A 15,370-nucleotide genomic window follows, 5' to 3' on the forward strand; every position below is an offset into this window, starting at 1 on the left:
CGTCGGCGTCCGGGCCGTGGTCAGCGACCGGTGGTCACCGACTGCCGGTCGCGCCGGGCCCGGCGGCGGCGCTTCTTCACCGCCCAGCTGACGATCATGAGTACGAAGACGGCGAGGATGCCGTAGTCGAACCAGCTGCTGTACTTGTCGATCTCCTCCCAGCGCGAGCCGAGGGCGTACCCCAACCCGACGAAGATCGCGTTCCAGACACCGCTGCCCAGCGTGGTCAGCAGGCTGAACTCCACCAGTGGCATCCGGTTCGCCCCGGCCGGGATCGACACCAGGCTGCGCACCACCGGTGCCATCCGGCCGAACAGCACCGCCCAGCGGCCGTACCGCTCGAACCAGCGGTCCGCGCGCTCCAGGTCGTCCCGGTCCACCAGGGGGAGCCGGTCCAGCCAGCGCTTGAGCCGGTCCTCGCCGACGCCCGCGCCGACCCAGTAGAGGGCGAGCGCGCCGACCAGCGAGCCGACGGTGGCGGCCAGCCAGACCACCACCACGTTGAACCGGTCCTCGCCGGCCAGGTAGCCGGCCATCGCCAGGACGATCTCACTGGGGATCGGCGGGACGATGCTCTCCAGGGCGACCAGCAGGGCCACCCCGGGCGCGCCCATCGCCTCGATGACGCCGGCCACCCAGCCGGTCAGCCCGCCGAGTTGAGCCGGGTCGACATTGTCGGCGAGTGCCATGCGTGTCCTTCCGCCGAGAGCCCATCGATCCGGGGGTGGTACCCGATTCTGCGTCGGTCACACCTACGGGTGGCCGACGCGACCCGCTCCGGCGGGATCCGGCCCCGAACCGGCGGACGGGGGTGGTGCCGGGCGGCTCAGTCGTGCAGTGCGGCGTCGGCCGGCCCCCGCCGCCAGCCGGTGAAGCGTACGGTGAGGCCGCCGCGCGTCGGTGAACAGCAGAACGGACCGGCGGTGGCCACCGCCGTCGGTGCCAGCGGGGCGAGCCGGACCAGCCGCCACGGCTCGCCCGCCACCCGGGCGCGGACGGTCAGCGCGTCGCCGGCCCGGCTGGCCCGCACCGTCACCTCCCGACCGACCCACTCCGGCACCGGCGCGACCGACCAGTCCGAGACACCCCGGGTGACCACCGCGCCGAGCTGCGGCTGCCCGTCGGAGACCTCGACGCCGGCCTTGACCCAGTTCTCCTCGTCCACCCGGACCAGCACGCCGGCCTGGTCGAACTGCTCGGTGTAGTCCAGCCGGAAGCTCACCTCCACCGCGCTCCCGACGGCGAGGGGGGCGAGCAGGGCCGGGGCGTCGTCGTGGACGAACCCGTAGCTGGTGTGCCGCCAGAGATCGCTGGTCGCGGCGGGCTCGACGACGAGTTCGCCGGCCGGGGTCGCCTCGACGCGCACCGGCTGGCGGAGCCAGTTCCCCTCGGCCCAGTCGACCGGCCGCAGGCCGTCCTCACGTTCCATGCCCGGCAGGCTACCGGCCCGGCGTGCCGTCCGTCCCCTCGTCGAGCGTTGCTCGTGTTTGCCGAGGTGATCGACGGGAGAAGGTATGCCGGCATGGGTGACAGGTGGTACTCCGAGGCCGTCGTCTACTGCCTCGACATCGACACGTACGCGGACTCCGACGGCGACGGGATCGGCGACATCCGGGGCCTCATCGGCCGGCTGGACTACCTGGCCCGACTCGGCGTGACGTGTCTCTGGCTGCACCCGATCCACCCGTCGCCCAACAGGGACGACGGCTACGACGTCACCGACTTCTACAACGTGGACCCGCGCTTCGGCACCCTCGGTGACTTCGCCGAACTGCTGCACCAGGCGGCGAACCGGGGCATCCGCGTGATCATCGACCTGGTGGTGAACCACACCTCGGACGAGCACCCCTGGTTCCAGTCCGCGCGCTCCTCGCCGGACTCGCCGTACCGGGACTGGTACATCTGGTCGGAGCACGAGCCGGCGGACCGCTTTCAGGGCATGGTCTTCCCGGGGGAGCAGCACGAGACCTGGACCTACGACCGGACCGCGAAGTGCTGGTTCTACCACCGGTTCTACAAGTACCAACCGGACCTGAACATGACCAACCCGGAGGTCCGGAACGAGATCAAGAAGATCATGTCGTTCTGGCTCCAGCTCGGCGTCTCCGGTTTCCGGATGGACGCCGTGCCGTTCATCATCGAGCTGACCGAGCCGGGCAACGCCAACTCGCCGAAGGACTTCGAGTTCCTCACCGACCTGCGCCAGCACGTGCAGTGGCGGCGCGGCGACGCGGTCCTGCTCGCCGAGGCCAACGTGGAGCCGGACGATCTGCCGCAGTTCTTCGGCGACGGCGCCGGGTCGGCGAACCGGGTGCACATGCTCTTCGACTTCATGCTCAACGGGCGGCTGATGCTCGCCCTGGCCCGGCAGGACCCGGAACCGGTCATCGAGGCGTTGCGGGACACCCCGTCCCTGCCGCACGGCGGGCAGTGGGCCACCTTCCTGCGCAACCACGACGAGATCGACCTGTCCCGGCTCACCGCCGAGCAGCGTGAGCAGGTGTACGCGCAGTTCGGCCCGGAGAAGGACATGCGCATCTACGACCGGGGCATCCGCCGCCGGTTCGCCCCGATGCTCGGCAACGACCGTCGGCGCATCGAGTTGGCGTACGCCCTCCAGTTCTCGCTGCGCGGTACGCCGGTGCTCCGCTACGGCGAGGAGATCGGGATGGGCGAGGACCTCTCCCTGCCCGGCCGGCAGGCGATCCGTACCCCGATGCAGTGGTCGTACCAGCCGAACGCCGGCTTCTCCACGGCGGACCCGGAGAAGCTGGTCCGCCCGGTCATCGACAAGGGGGAGTTCAGCTACGAGAAGGTCAACGTCACCGACCAGCGTCGGGACCGCAACTCCCTGCTGGCCTGGTTCGAGCGCATGATCCGGACGCTGCGCGAGGCCCCCGAGATCGGCTCCGGTTCCACCACCCACATCGACGTGCCGATGCCGCCCGGCGTGCTCGCCCACCGGGCCGACGGTGCGACCGGCACGATGCTCTTCCTGCACAACCTGGGCACGAAGGACGCCGTGGTGGACCTGGGCACGCTCGAGCCGGACGCCGACCTGCCGATCGACGTCCTCACCGACCGGGACTACGGCGGCGTCGGCAAGCTCGACGCGCTCCGGGTGGCCGGCTACGGGTACCGCTGGATCCGGCTGCGCCGCGCCTGGTCGTCCTGACCCGTACCGCCGCACAACCCGCCTTCGGGCGGGCCCCGCGGTGCCTCCACGCGGGGTAGGGTGCGGGGGTCGCCATGTTACTGGGAGGTAGGAATGGCCGAGGGGCAACGGGTCGCGATCGTCACGGGAGGCGCGCGGGGGATCGGCGCGGCCACCGCCCGCCGGCTGGCCGCCGATGGCCTGGCGGTCGCCGTGGTCGACATCGAGGAGTCCGCGACCCAGGAGACCGTCGCGGCGATCGGTGCGGACGGCGGCCGGGCGCTCGGCGTCGGGGCGGACGTGTCCGACCGGGCCCAGGTGGCGGCGGCGGTGGAGCGGGTCGCCGCCGAACTGGGCGCGCCGACCGTCCTGGTCAACAACGCCGGGGTGCTCCGGGACAATCTGCTGTTCAAGATGACCGACGCCGACTGGGACACGGTCATGGGGGTGCACCTGCGCGGGGCGTTCCTGTTCAGCCAGGCCACCCAGAAGCACATGGTGGACCAGAAGTGGGGGCGGATCGTCAACCTCTCCAGCACCTCCGCGCTGGGCAACCGGGGGCAGGCCAACTACGCCGCCGCCAAGGCCGGTCTCCAGGGCTTCACCAAGACGCTGGCGATCGAACTCGGCCCGTTCGGGGTGACCGTCAACGCGGTCGCGCCCGGTTTCATCGTCACCGACATGACGGCCGCGACCGCCGCCCGGATGAAGGTGGACTTCGAGGACCTCCAGAAGCACGCCATCGCCGAGATCCCGGTACGCCGGGTCGGCCGTCCCGAGGACGTGGCGCACACCATCTCGTTCCTGGCCAGCGAGGCGGCGGGCTTCGTCTCCGGTCAGGTCGTCTACGTCGCCGGCGGTCCCCGGGACTGACCCCGCCGACCGGGTCACCGGGTCGGTCCGCCCCACGGCGACCGGCCCGGTCGCGCGCGGGGTCAGGCCCGCTGGTGCCGGGTCCGGTAGAGCCAGACCAGGCCGAGCACCGGCAGCACCAGCGGGACGTAGCCGTAACCGCTGCCGAAGCCGGACCAGACCGTGTCGTCCGGGAAGAGCGCCGGGTCGACCAGGCTGAGCGCGCCCACGCCGAGCACCCCGACCAACTCGATGGTGCAGCAGGCCAGGGCGATACGCCGGCCGACGCGTCCGCTCCGGGCCAGTCCGACGGTCGCCACGATGTAGATCACCGCGGCCAGCGCGGAGAGCAGGTACGCCAGCGGCGCCTCGTCGAACCGGGTGACGATCTGGAGCCCGGCCCGCGAGGTCGCCGCGATGGCGAAGAGCAGGTAGACGGCGATCAGCAGCCGACCCGGTCCCCGGCCGGTGGCGCGCCCGGCCGCCCGGGACGGGTCCACCGCCCCCGAGATCCCCGGTCGGTCCGCCGCCGACGGCGTCCCCGGAAGGTCAGCCACCGACGACCTCCCAGGTCTGCTGGAGCCGGACCACCACCACCGGGAGGACCAGGCACACCACCCCGATGATCGCCGCGCCCCAACGGGTGGGTTCCATCCGGGCCAGCACCGCCGCCAGCGGCGGCAGGAAGACCAGCGTCACCAGGTAGCCGGCGAACGCACCCGGCTCGCCCGGCCGGTCGCCGCCGCCGATCGCCACCAGGGCGACCACGGTCAGCGCCAGCAGCGCGACCTCCAGCACGATCAGGCCCAGCAGGTGAGTGCGGTCCGGGGGCCGGTTCCGCGCCGCCGTCACCAGGCTCCACCCCGCGAGTACGAGCGACAGCACGATCGCGACGGTCGCGAGGATCCCGTCCACCGGTGAGCCGGCTGCGGCGGCACTGGTCATCGGGGCGTCCCTACCTCGGTCACCGGGACAGCGTACTCAGCGCCCCGGCAGCCTTCGGGGCGACCTGCTGCCGGTCGGTGCACGAGTCCGGCGCACTAGCGTGTAGCGCGGACCGGGCAGCTGGCCAGGACCGATGGACGATGGGGGTGCGGGTTGCTGAGGTTCGGACTGTTCGGCACCGGTCACTGGGCGGCCCAGACGCACGCGGCGGCGCTGTCCGCGCATCCGCGCGCCGAACTGGCCGGGGTCTGGGGACGTAACCCGGAGCGGGCCGCCGCGCTGGCGAGCCGACACGGCGTGCCCGCGTACGACGAGGTGGACGCGCTGATCGAGGCGGTGGACGCGATCGCCGTGGCGCTGCCGCCGGACGTACAGGCGGAGATCGCGGTCCGGGCCGCCACCGCCGGCCGGCACCTGCTGCTGGACAAGCCGGTGGCGCTGGACCTGGCCGACGCCGACCGGGTGGTCGCCGCCGCCGAGCAGTCGGGGGTCGCCTCGATCGTCTTCTTCACCCAGCGCTTCCGCCCGAACGTCGTGGGCTTCCTCGGGGCGACCGCTGCCGCCGGCGGCTGGCACCACGCCCGGGTCACCCTGTTCTCCTCGATCTTCGAGCTGGCGTCGCCGTACGCGGACTCGACCTGGCGGCGGCAGCACGGCGCGCTCTGGGACATCGGCCCGCACGCGCTCTCGATGGTCCTGCCGGTGCTCGGCCCGGTGAGCCGGGTGACCGCCACCGACGGCCCGCGCGGGTTGGTACACCTGCTGCTCACCCACCAGGGCGGGGCCACCAGTTCGCTGTCGCTCACCCTGGACGCGCCGTCCGAGGCGGTGACCCAGGAGGTCGTGTTCTTCGGCGAGAACGGCGTCGCGACCGTGCCGCCCGGGAACGACCGCCCGGTCGCCGCCTTCGGCCTCGCCATCGACCAACTGCTCGGGCAGGTCGACACCGGCACCCGGGACCACCACTGCGACGTCCGTTTCGGCCGGGAGGTGGTCGCCGTCCTGGCCGCCGCCGAACGCTCCCGCACCGACGCCCGGTCCCACCCGCTCCCCTGACCCCCACCGCCCTCGCCCCGGACGCCCCCGGTCGCCGGGGGTGGAAAAAGGGAGCGCGGAGAAGGCGGGGCGGGGCCTAGGGTGCGGGGCATGATCACGCATGCCCTGATCGACGTGGCCGGGATGTCGGCCGCGTGGGGCCCGCTCCAGGCGGCCCGTCCGCGAGTCCGGCGTCCGGCCCTGGCCGACCGGTACGCCCACCGCGCCTGACCGATCCGGGTTCCGCGCTGGCCGCCTGGCCAGCCCCTTCCCGCCTGCCCACTCCGCGCCGGGGTGGGCGTGGGAACGAGGTGTCGCGGGTGCTGCCGTCTTCCAGGGTCGTCCGAGTCCCGATCCGCTCGGACAGGCCCCGCTCCGTGCTGCCTGTCCGCCCCGCCGCCGTACCAGCGGCAGACAGGACGAACCCGTGGCGCCCCGCCGAACTCGTACCACCGCACGCGACCGGTCCCGTCGCGTACTGTCCCAGAACTTCCTCACCGATCCGGCCGCTGTCGCGCGGTTCGTCCGGGCGGCCCGCCCCGGCCCGGACGATCTGCTGGTGGAGGTGGGCGCCGGTCGGGGTCAGCTGACCCGGCCGCTGGCCGCCCGCTGCCGACGACTCCTCGCGTACGAGGTCGACCCGGCCGTCACGGCCGAGCTGGCCGCGGTCTGCGCGGCGCTGCCCGGGGTGGAGCACCGGCCGGTGGACTTCCTCTCGGTGGTACCACCGGAGGAGCCGTTCGCCCTGGTCGGCAACATCCCCTGGTCGCTGACGTCCGCCGTGGTGCGCTGGTGCCTCGCCGCCCCGGCGCTACGGTCCGCGACCCTGCTCACCCAGCTCGAGTACGCCCGCAAGCGCAGCGGTGACTACGGCCGGTGGACCCGGCTGACCGTCTCGACCTGGCCCGAGTTCGGCTGGCGGCTGGCGGGTCGGGTGCCCCGGACGTCGTTCCGCCCGGTGCCCCGGGTCGACGCCGGGATCCTGCGGCTGGAACGCCGCTCCGAGCCGTTGCTGTCGGCGGGGGCGCTGCCGGCGTACCGGCGGATGGTGGAGCTGGGGTTCGGCGGGGCCGGCGGCTCGCTCGCGGCCTCGCTGCGGGCGGCGCACCCGAGGTCCCGGGTCGACGCCGCGCTGCGCGCGGTCCGGCTCGATCCGGCCACCCCGGTCGGGGAGGTCTGGCCGGAGCAGTGGCTGGTGCTGTTCCGGCTGCTGCACGCCCGACGGGGTTGACCGGCGGCTGACCCCCGGACCGCCCGGTGGGGCGGAGGCGGGGTCGACCGGCGGAGTCGGCGGCGGGGTGACCGGCGGTGTCGCGGGGTGGCGGTCAGGCGACGGTCGCGATCGCGGCGGTCACCTCGTCGGCCGAGGCGAACTCCTCGACCGGCAGGGTCCGCAGGGCCTGGAGCAGTTCGGTGCTCGCGCCGACCTCCTGCGCCCGGCGGACCAGATCCTCCCGGGACACCGGGTAGTCCAGTCCGGCCAGGTACTCCCACCACTGCCCGCCGCTGACCGTCATGGACGCCGGCTACCCGCTGGCGGCCGGCGCACACCCGTCGTGGTTTGCCCCGACCCGCCCCGGGTAGCCGCGGACATGCAGGTCCAGCGGCTCGGCGCACCGAGCGACTTCGACCCGTTGCTGGCCCGTGTCGCCGATGCCCGGATCGTCATGCTCGGCGAGGCGACGCACGGCACCTACGACTACTACCGGCTACGGGAACAGCTCACCCGCCGGCTGATCGCCGAGTGCGGTTTCTCCTTCGTGGCGGTGGAGGGGGACTGGCCGGACTGCGACCGGGTGAACCGCTCGGTCACCGCTGTTCCGCGTGGTGCCCCCGACCCCCTGGCCGCGCTGGAACGCTTCGAGCGCTGGCCGACCTGGATGTGGGCGAACGCCGAGGTGGCGCGGTTCTGCCGCTGGCTGCGCGCCTGGAACGTGGACCGGCCGCAGCCGGCCCGCGCCGGCTTCCACGGCCTGGACGTCTACAGCCTCTGGGAGTCGATGCAGGCGATCTTCGACTACCTGGGTGAGGAGGACCCGGCATCGCTGGAGGCGGCGCAGGACGCGTACCGCTGCTTCGAGCCGTTCGGCAAGCGGCCCGAGGAGTACGGGCTGGCCAGCCGGTTCGTCTCGGCGCGCTGCGAGGAGGAGGTGGTGCGCCTGTTGTCCCGTACCCGGGAGCAGGCCGCCGCCGACGGCGCGGACCGCTTCTCGGCCTGGCAGAACGCGGAGGTGGTGGCCGGCGCGGAACGGTACTACCGGACCATGGTGACCGGTGGGGGCGAGTCCTGGAACGTCCGGGACACCCACATGGCCGACACCCTCGACCGGCTGCTGGACCGGTACGGTCCCGGCTCCCGGGCCGTGGTCTGGGCGCACAACACCCACGTGGGCGACGCTCGGGCCACCGACATGGCCGGCGCCGGCCTGGTCAACGTCGGTCAGCTCGCCCGGGAACGGCACGGCGACGCGGCGGTGGTGCTGGTCGGGTTCGGCAGCTACCGCGGCGGGGTGGTGGCCGCGCCCCGCTGGGGATCGGCCGCCGAGGCGATGACCGCCCCGCCGGCCAGGCCGGACTCCCTGGAGCACCGGCTGCACGAGCTGCTGCCGGAACGGGCGGTGCTGGTCTTCGGCGGGGCGGACCAGCCGGACTGGGTCACCGGCACGGTCGACCACCGGGCGATCGGGGTGGTCTACGACCCCTCCCTGGAGTCGCGGTCCAACTACGTGCCGACCCGGCTGGGGGAGCGCTACGACGCCTTCGTCTGGTGTGACCAGACCAGTGCCCTGCACCCGCTGCCCGCCCTCACCACGCCCGGCGAACTCGAGACGTACCCGGCCGGCATGTGAGCCGGAGCCGGCCCGGGTGTGCGCCCGGGGCCCCCTGCGCCGCCCGAAGCGGTAGCAGGGGACCCCGGGTACCACCCCCGGGCGGTGCGGCGCGGGCCGCGGTGCCCGGGGGTGGGGGAGATCAGCGGACGCCGGCGGCGGCCTTCTCGTCGAGATGGGCGCGCAGCCCCTCGCCCTCGATGTCGACGTTCGGCAGGGCCCGCTGCAACCAGCGGGGCAGCCACCACGCCTTGTCGCCGAGGAGCGACATCACCGCCGGGACGATGGTCATCCGCACCACGAAGGCGTCGATGGCGACGCCGATCGCGAGCGCGAAGCCCATCGACTTGATGATCGGGTCGTCGAGGAAGACGAAGCCACCGAAGACCGACATCATGATCAGCGCGGCGGCGGTGACCACCCGGGCGCCGTGGCCCATGCCGTTGATGGTGGCCTGGGCGGCGGTGTCGCCGTGCACGAAGTCCTCCCGCATCCGGGAGACCAGGAAGACCTCGTAGTCCATGGCCAGCCCGAACAGGATGCCGATGAGCAGGATCGGCAGGAAGCTGACCAGCGGGCCGGGGGTGTCCAACCCGACCAGGTCGGCCAACGTGCCCTGCTGGAAGATCGCGACGGTGATGCCGAAGGTCGCCGCGACGGTCAGCAGGAAGCCCAGGGCCGCCTTGACCGGCACCAGGATCGACCGGAAGACCAGCATCAGCAGCAGGACGGAGAGACCGACCACGAGCAGCAGGTAGATCGGGAGCGCGTCGGCGAGTTTCTCCGACACGTCGATGCCGATCGCGGTGACGCCGGTCAGCAGCACCTCGGCCCCGTCGATCCCGTCGACCGCGCCCCGGATGTCGTGGACCATGGTCTCGGTCGCCTGGTCGGTCGGCCCGGTCTCCGGGATGACCGCCAGGAGGGCGGTCCGGCCGTCCGGGGAGAGTTGCGGCGGGGCGACCGCGAGCACGCCCTCGGTGTCCTGGATCTCCTGGGTGACCCGGGGGAGTGCGGCGGCGGCCCGCTCTGCGGAGTCACCGGAGACCACCACCACCAGGCGACCGGTGAAGCCCGGACCGAAGCCCTCGGTGATCAGGTCGTTGGAGGTACGGGCCGGCGAGCCGACCGGGGCGGTGCCGGCGTCCGGCAGGGCCAGCCGCATGTCGGTGCTGGGGATGGCGAGCAGTCCCAGCCCGAGCAGCCCGGCCAGGATGACCGGGATGCGCAACCGGGTCACCCAGCGGGCCCAACGGAAACCGAAGCCGGAGCGGTCCTCGGCGACGTCCACGTCGGCCGGGGCGGGTTCGTCGGCCGGAGCGGTGCCGTCGGTCGGGGCGGTGCTCCGCAGCTTGCGCGGCAGCACCCGTTGACCGGCGAAACCGAGCAGCGCCGGCTGGAGCGTGATCGCCACCAGTACCGCCACCGTTACCGTGCCGGCGGCGGCGAGGCCCATCACGGTGAGGAACGGGATGTTGACCACGGCGAGCCCGGCGAGCGCGATGACCACGGTCGCCCCGGCGAACACCACCGCCGAGCCGGCGGTCCCCACCGCGCGGCCCACCGCCTCCTCCGGGGTCAGTCCGGAGAGCAGGTTCTGCCGGTACCGGGAGGTGATGAAGAGCGAGTAGTCGATGCCGACCGCCAGGCCGAGCATCAGCGCGAGGATCGGGGCGGTGCTGGTCAGGTCGACGACGGCGCTGAGCGCGAAGAGCCCGGCCATGCCCGCGCCGACGCCGATCAGCGCGTTGAGCATGGTCATCCCCGCCGCGACCAGCGAGCCGAAGGTCACCACCAGCACGATCAGGGCGACCAGTACGCCGATCGCCTCGGTCGAGCCGACCTCCGGCTCGGTGTTGAGCACCTCCCCGCCGGGGGCGACCTGGTAACCCTGGCTCTCGGCCCGCTCACCGACCTTCTCGTACGCCTCGCGCTGCGCGTCGGTGACCTCGTCCGCGCCACCGGAGAACTGCACCTGGACCAGGGCGTACCGGGCGTCCGGCGAGATCGCGCCGGCCTGGACCGGGTCGACCGCGCCGACCGCGCCGGGCAGGCTGCCCGCCTCCTGCACCAGCTCCCGGAGCACGGCCTGCCCCTGCGGGGTGCCGAGCTGCCCGTCGGCGGGTGCCTTCACCGCGATGGTGCCGGTGGCACCGCTGGCCGCCGGGAACTCCTTCGCCAGCAGGTCGAGGGCCTCCTGCGACTCGGTGCCGCGCATGGTGAAGTCGCTCGAGGTGGGGCCGCGGAACAGCGCCGCGGCCCCACCGAGCCCGATCAGTGCGACGAGCCAGAGCGTGACGACGAGTCGCCGCCGCCGTAGCGCGCCCCGGCCGAGCCGGTACAACAGGGTCGCCATGGTGGTCTTCCTTGTCCTGTCCTCGGAATCGTGAATGGTGATCGGACGTCGGTGGTGGGTCAGTCCAGCGGCCCGAGCGCCCGGCGGGCGACCGCGAGCAGCGCGGCACGCAGTTCGTCGTCGCCCAGGTGGGGGAACTCCGCGCAGGCGGCGGCGATCCCGGCGAGCACGATCAGTGCGGCGACCTGGGCCTCGGCCCCGGGTGAGCCGCCGGCCAGGGCGTCGCGGAGCCGGTCGGAGCAGCGCTGGATGTGCGCGAAGGCGGGGGCCTGGAGCAGTTCGGGGAACTCGCCCTGCAACAGGGCGATCTCCCGGCGGAAGCGGAGCGCCAGTTCGACGAAGCCCTCGACGGCGTCCCGTTGGGCGGTCTGCCCGGTCGAGCCGAGCAGCCGCTCGTCGAGGGCCAGCAGCATGGTGATCGCCGGGGCCATCAGCTCGGTGAGGATGGCCTCCTTGTTGGCGAAGTGGTAGAGCACCGCCGCCTTGGAACACCCGACCTCGCGGGCGATGTCCTGCAACGACGTGCCCTTGTACCCGGTCACCGCGAACCGCCGCGCCGCGGCGGCGAGGATCTCGTCATGGGTCTCCGGTACCGACCGTGCCACCTGCCCACCTCCCTCACCGAGAATGCCTGACCGATCGGTCAGGAGCTGACCGATCGGTCAGACCAAGATGGTGGTGTTCGCCACATCCCGCCCGGATCGGGGAAGATGGGGTGAAGAGCCACGCACCCGGCCGCGGGGTGTGTCGGCCGTTCCGGTTGCGCGCCGGCCGGGCGGCCGGGATGGTGGGCTGATGACGGCCGCGGACGAGGTACGGGACGGCGTCCCCCTGGCCAACCTGGACCAGCCGCTCGTCGCCGGCTCCGACCTCACCAAGCGGGACCTGGTCGACTATCTCGACGCCGTGCGGGACCGGCTCCTTCCGGAGCTGCGGAACCGGCCGCTGTCGGTGGTCCGGGCACTTCGCGGTCAGGCCCCCTTCATGCAGAAGAACCTGCCCCGCTACACCCCGGACTGGGTGCGCCGGGTGGCGGTGTGGGCGGAGGCGTCCCACCGCGAGGTCTCGTACGCGCTCTGCGACGACCGCCGCACCCTGCTCTGGTTCGGCAACCAGCGCGCGGTGGAGTACCACCCGACCCTCGGCACCGCCGACGACCCGCAGCGCCCGACCCACCTCGTGCTCGACCTCGACCCGCCCGACCAGGACGCCTTCGGGCTGGCCGTGGCCGCCGCCGGGCTGGTCCGGCAGGCGCTCGCCGACGCGGGTCTCGCCGGCGCGGTCAAGACCAGCGGGGCCAAGGGGGTGCACGTCTTCGTGCCGGTGGCCCCGGGGACCGACCCGGCGGACACCGCCGCCGCCACCCGGGCCCTCGCCGCCCACGCGGCCCGGATCGACCCGGCGCTGGCGACCACCGCGTTCATCCGCGAGGACCGGGGTGGCCGCGTCTTCGTCGACTCCACCCGGGCCGGCGGGGCGACGGTGGTCGCCGCGTACAGCCCCCGGCTGCGTGCGGACGTGCCGGTCTCCTTCCCGGTCGCCTGGGCCGATCTCGCCGACGTCACGCCGGCCGACTTCACCATCCGGACCGTGCCGGGGCTGGTCGCCGCCCACGACCCGTGGGTGGCGGAGATGCCCGCGCCGCAGCGGCTCCCGGCGGACCTGGTGGCCGAGGGGCACACCATCCCGGTGGCCCGGGTCCAGGCGATGCACGAGGGGAAGCGGCGGGCACGGGCCCGCCGAGCCGCCGGGGCGGACGCCGGCGGGGCCGGCTAGTCGAGGACGGCGATGGCGTCGACCTCGACGAGGAGGTCGGGTTCACCGAGGCTGGCGACGCCGATCAGGGTGATCGGCTTGACCAGGTCGACGCCGAGTCGCGTGGCGGCACGCTGCACACCGGCACCGAGAGCCGCCAGCTTCCCGCCGTCCCACTCCACGACGTACACGGTCAGCTTGGCCACGTCGTCGAAGCTGCCGCCGACCGCCGCCAGCGCGGTGGCGACGTTGAGGTACGCCTGCTCGACCTGGGCGGCGAGGTCGCCGGTGCCGACCGGTCGGCCCTCGGCGTCGCGGGCCACCTGCCCGGCGAGGAAGACCATCCGTCCTCCGGAGGCGACCGCGACCTGCCGGTACATGTCGGGCTTCGGTAGGCCGTCGGGGTTGAACAGGTGCAGGGACATGCGGTCTCCTCCGCCGGGACGCGGCCCGGACCGGCCGTGCCGTGGACCTGAAGCATAGCGTCGTTATGCTTCAGGTGCCATAGCGGTGGTATGTATCATCCGGCGCGTGCCCAGAACTGCCTCGGCCGCTGTCCGCCTGGTCCTCGTGGAGCGGGCGGCGCAGCTGCTCGCCCGCCGTGACCCGGTCACGCTCCGCGCTCTGGTCGACGGGACCGGCGCCTCGACGATGGCGGTCTACACGCACTTCGGAGGCATGCCCGGTCTGTGGCGGGCGGTGCGACAGGAGGGGTTGACCCGGCTGGCGGCCCGGCTGGACCGGGTGCGTCCCACGGCGGACCCGGTGCGCGATCTGGCGGCGCTCGGTGCCGCCTACGTCGACAACGCGCTCGCCAACCCGGCCCTGTACCGGACGATGTACGACGCGGTGGCCGAGCTCGACGACCCGCGGGCCGCGGCGGGAGCCTTTGGTGTCCTCGTCGCGGCTGCCGTCCGGGCCCGCGAGCAGGGCCGCTTCACCGACTCCGCCGACCCGGAGGCCGTCGCCACGCAGATGTGGGCCACCGGCCACGGCCTGACCATGCTGGTGATCACCGGGGTCCTGCCCCGCGAAGCACTCATGGCCCACGCGCCCGCCGTCCTGACCGCGCTGTTCGTCGCCGCCGGCGACGACGGGGAACGCTGCCGCCGATCGGTGCAGGTCGGGTGGTCCACCCTCGGGTGACACCGTCGGCCGGGCCACCGACGAGGCGGTCGGACTCCGGGGCCGGCCGACGTACGGGTGCAGCGGCACGGGCACCCGTCGCTGGCAGCCGGACGTGGCCGGGCGCACGACAAAGGCCGCCGACCTGAGTTGCCTGGTCAGCGGCCTTCACGTGGTGCTCGATCGGTGGTGCCCCCGGCAGGATTCGAACCTGCGCCCCCGCCTCCGGAGGGCGGTGCTCTATCCCCTGAGCTACGGGGGCTCAGCGACCGGGAAAGAGTAGCAAACGCTCCCCGGAAGCGCCCAATCGGTATCGGGCGACCGGCCGCTGGCCGGCGCGTCACCGCGTCGTACCTGGTGGAACGCGGTGTCCCGGCAGGTCGGCGCGGGTGTGCCCGTCCGCGTCGACGCCTTGCTCCCGTCCGGAGGGATCCCGCCGTTGCCGGGTGCCGCTCGGGCCGCCCGGCGAGGTGCTCGGTGACGACCTCGCCGCCGGTGGCGGGGCGCCTCAGGCCGCCGGTCCGAGGCGTCCGGGCCGGGCGGCCACGGCACGTCCGCAGCTCGGCAGCGGGTGCAGCACGACCCGTCGGGGCAGCCGGCGGGGCCACTCGTTCCTCGGCCAGGAGCCGTCCATGATCACGTGTACGGCCCGCTCCTCCGCGCCGCTGAGCCGGAGCACGAAGTCCCGGGGGAGCGGTGGGTCCACCGACGGTGTGGTGATCATGAAGCGGACCCGGCCCCGGGACGACACCGCGGAGACCACGTCCGCCGCCGGCATGGTGCCGCGCAGGCGGACCCGGCCGAGCCAGTAGACCTCCGCCAGGTGCTCCTGGGCGGCCCGGGTGATCGCCGGGTACTCGGTGCGGACCCAGTGTTCCACCGCGCCGACGCAGAGCCCGCAGGCCCGCTCCCTCGGCTCCCGGGGACCCAGCCCCCAGGCCCGCAGGTACGCCCCGACCGCCCCGGTGTCCATGGTCGGGTCGTAGCGGCGCTGGATGAGGCTGGTGAGGCTCTGCCGCGTCCACAGCTCCTCGTCCAGGCCGAACTCGTCGGGGTGGACGCCCCGCAGGACGTCGATCAGGTCGAGTTCCTGTTCGCGGCTGAGCGATCCCGGCTCGCCCGACCGCTGTCCGCGACGGACGGCTGCCACCGTTCCGTCACCGCCGATGGTGTGGCGTCGGCACCAACTGGTGACCGAGCGTCGTGCGTCTCTGAGTGCAACCCCCACGTCCTGCGCAACGACCCCGAATCACAACTGGTCACGATATGTGGGTAGAAAAAGCTTGAAACAGCCGAATCGGGCAAAAGACTCGCAGATGG

16 protein-coding genes and 1 tRNA gene are annotated in these 15,370 nt (G+C 73.3%); 7 read left to right on the plus strand and 10 right to left on the minus strand.

The genetic code is table 11. The features are described from left to right. Positions 1 to 20 precede the first annotated feature (20 nt). Both AB0F58_RS15885 and AB0F58_RS15890 read right to left on the minus strand, forming a co-directional pair. On the minus strand, positions 21 to 689 hold the full coding sequence (locus AB0F58_RS15885; RefSeq protein WP_357142872.1) for a DedA family protein: 669 nt from the start codon (positions 687 to 689) through the stop codon (positions 21 to 23). 137 nt (positions 690 to 826) lie between these two features. Continuing rightward, positions 827 to 1,429 carry a DUF1349 domain-containing protein gene (locus tag AB0F58_RS15890; protein WP_357142874.1) on the minus strand — a complete coding sequence of 201 codons (603 nt, stop codon included), beginning with the start codon at positions 1,427 to 1,429 and terminating at the stop codon, positions 827 to 829. 93 nt (positions 1,430 to 1,522) lie between these two features. Between AB0F58_RS15890 and AB0F58_RS15895 the strand changes: the two genes are divergently transcribed. Both AB0F58_RS15895 and fabG read left to right on the plus strand, forming a co-directional pair. Continuing rightward, positions 1,523 to 3,175 (plus strand): alpha-amylase family protein, encoded by a 1,653-nt coding sequence (locus AB0F58_RS15895; RefSeq protein ID WP_357142876.1) that lies wholly within the window; start codon positions 1,523 to 1,525, stop codon positions 3,173 to 3,175. Between the two features lie 93 nt (positions 3,176 to 3,268). After that, entirely contained in the window at positions 3,269 to 4,027 is a 759-nt protein-coding gene (fabG, locus tag AB0F58_RS15900) for a 3-oxoacyl-ACP reductase FabG (protein WP_357142879.1), read from the plus strand. A 62-nt stretch (positions 4,028 to 4,089) separates the two neighbouring features. Here fabG and AB0F58_RS15905 read toward each other — a convergent pair whose 3' ends face one another. Both AB0F58_RS15905 and AB0F58_RS15910 read right to left on the minus strand, forming a co-directional pair. Further along, a complete protein-coding gene (locus tag AB0F58_RS15905; RefSeq protein ID WP_357143252.1) occupies positions 4,090 to 4,506 on the minus strand; it encodes a hypothetical protein in 417 nt (138 codons plus the stop codon). 49 nt (positions 4,507 to 4,555) lie between these two features. Beyond that, a complete protein-coding gene (locus tag AB0F58_RS15910; protein ID WP_357142881.1) occupies positions 4,556 to 4,951 on the minus strand; it encodes a hypothetical protein in 396 nt (131 codons plus the stop codon). 153 nt (positions 4,952 to 5,104) lie between these two features. Here AB0F58_RS15910 and AB0F58_RS15915 point away from each other — a divergent pair, with 153 nt between their 5' ends. Further along, positions 5,105 to 6,007, plus strand: a complete 903-nt coding sequence (locus AB0F58_RS15915) for a Gfo/Idh/MocA family oxidoreductase (RefSeq protein WP_357142883.1) — start codon at positions 5,105 to 5,107, stop codon at positions 6,005 to 6,007. Positions 6,008 to 6,413: 406 nt separating this feature from the next. Beyond that, positions 6,414 to 7,217, plus strand: coding sequence for an ErmE/ErmH/ErmO/ErmR family 23S rRNA (adenine(2058)-N(6))-methyltransferase (erm, locus tag AB0F58_RS15920; RefSeq protein WP_357142885.1), 804 nt, complete (start codon positions 6,414 to 6,416; stop codon positions 7,215 to 7,217). 94 nt (positions 7,218 to 7,311) lie between these two features. Here erm and AB0F58_RS15925 read toward each other — a convergent pair whose 3' ends face one another. Next, complete coding sequence (locus AB0F58_RS15925; protein WP_357142887.1) at positions 7,312 to 7,503, minus strand: DUF2795 domain-containing protein; 192 nt, start codon at positions 7,501 to 7,503, stop codon at positions 7,312 to 7,314. A 75-nt stretch (positions 7,504 to 7,578) separates the two neighbouring features. On the opposite strand from AB0F58_RS15925, the gene AB0F58_RS15930 reads away from it, so the two are divergent. Further along, the gene (locus AB0F58_RS15930) at positions 7,579 to 8,835 is read left to right on the plus strand and encodes an erythromycin esterase family protein (RefSeq protein WP_357142890.1); all 1,257 of its coding nucleotides are present in this window, start codon (positions 7,579 to 7,581) and stop codon (positions 8,833 to 8,835) included. 121 nt (positions 8,836 to 8,956) lie between these two features. Here AB0F58_RS15930 and AB0F58_RS15935 read toward each other — a convergent pair whose 3' ends face one another. Further along, positions 8,957 to 11,170, minus strand: a complete 2,214-nt coding sequence (locus AB0F58_RS15935; RefSeq protein ID WP_357142892.1) for an MMPL family transporter — start codon at positions 11,168 to 11,170, stop codon at positions 8,957 to 8,959. 59 nt (positions 11,171 to 11,229) lie between these two features. Further along, positions 11,230 to 11,775 carry a helix-turn-helix domain-containing protein gene (locus AB0F58_RS15940; protein ID WP_357142894.1) on the minus strand — a complete coding sequence of 182 codons (546 nt, stop codon included), beginning with the start codon at positions 11,773 to 11,775 and terminating at the stop codon, positions 11,230 to 11,232. A 190-nt stretch (positions 11,776 to 11,965) separates the two neighbouring features. Between AB0F58_RS15940 and AB0F58_RS15945 the strand changes: the two genes are divergently transcribed. Continuing rightward, positions 11,966 to 12,946, plus strand: coding sequence for an ATP-dependent DNA ligase (locus AB0F58_RS15945; RefSeq protein ID WP_357142897.1), 981 nt, complete (start codon positions 11,966 to 11,968; stop codon positions 12,944 to 12,946). Here AB0F58_RS15945 and AB0F58_RS15950 read toward each other — a convergent pair. Continuing rightward, complete coding sequence (locus AB0F58_RS15950) at positions 12,943 to 13,350, minus strand: RidA family protein (protein ID WP_357142899.1); 408 nt, start codon at positions 13,348 to 13,350, stop codon at positions 12,943 to 12,945. The genes AB0F58_RS15945 and AB0F58_RS15950 overlap by 4 nt on opposite strands. A gap of 106 nt (positions 13,351 to 13,456) precedes the next feature. Here AB0F58_RS15950 and AB0F58_RS15955 point away from each other — a divergent pair, with 106 nt between their 5' ends. Then, entirely contained in the window at positions 13,457 to 14,071 is a 615-nt protein-coding gene (locus tag AB0F58_RS15955) for a TetR-like C-terminal domain-containing protein (protein WP_357142901.1), read from the plus strand. 166 nt (positions 14,072 to 14,237) lie between these two features. Here the strand turns inward: AB0F58_RS15955 and AB0F58_RS15960 are convergent. Both AB0F58_RS15960 and AB0F58_RS15965 read right to left on the minus strand, forming a co-directional pair. Continuing rightward, positions 14,238 to 14,312: transfer RNA gene (locus AB0F58_RS15960), tRNA-Arg, on the minus strand. A gap of 246 nt (positions 14,313 to 14,558) precedes the next feature. Continuing rightward, positions 14,559 to 15,278: a winged helix-turn-helix domain-containing protein gene (locus tag AB0F58_RS15965; RefSeq protein ID WP_357142903.1), complete on the minus strand. Its 720-nt coding sequence runs from the start codon at positions 15,276 to 15,278 to the stop codon at positions 14,559 to 14,561. Between the last annotated feature and the right edge of the window lie 92 nt (positions 15,279 to 15,370).

Origin of the sequence: Micromonospora sp. NPDC023956 (assembly GCF_040639195.1) — a bacterium.
Classification (GTDB): domain Bacteria; phylum Actinomycetota; class Actinomycetes; order Mycobacteriales; family Micromonosporaceae; genus Micromonospora.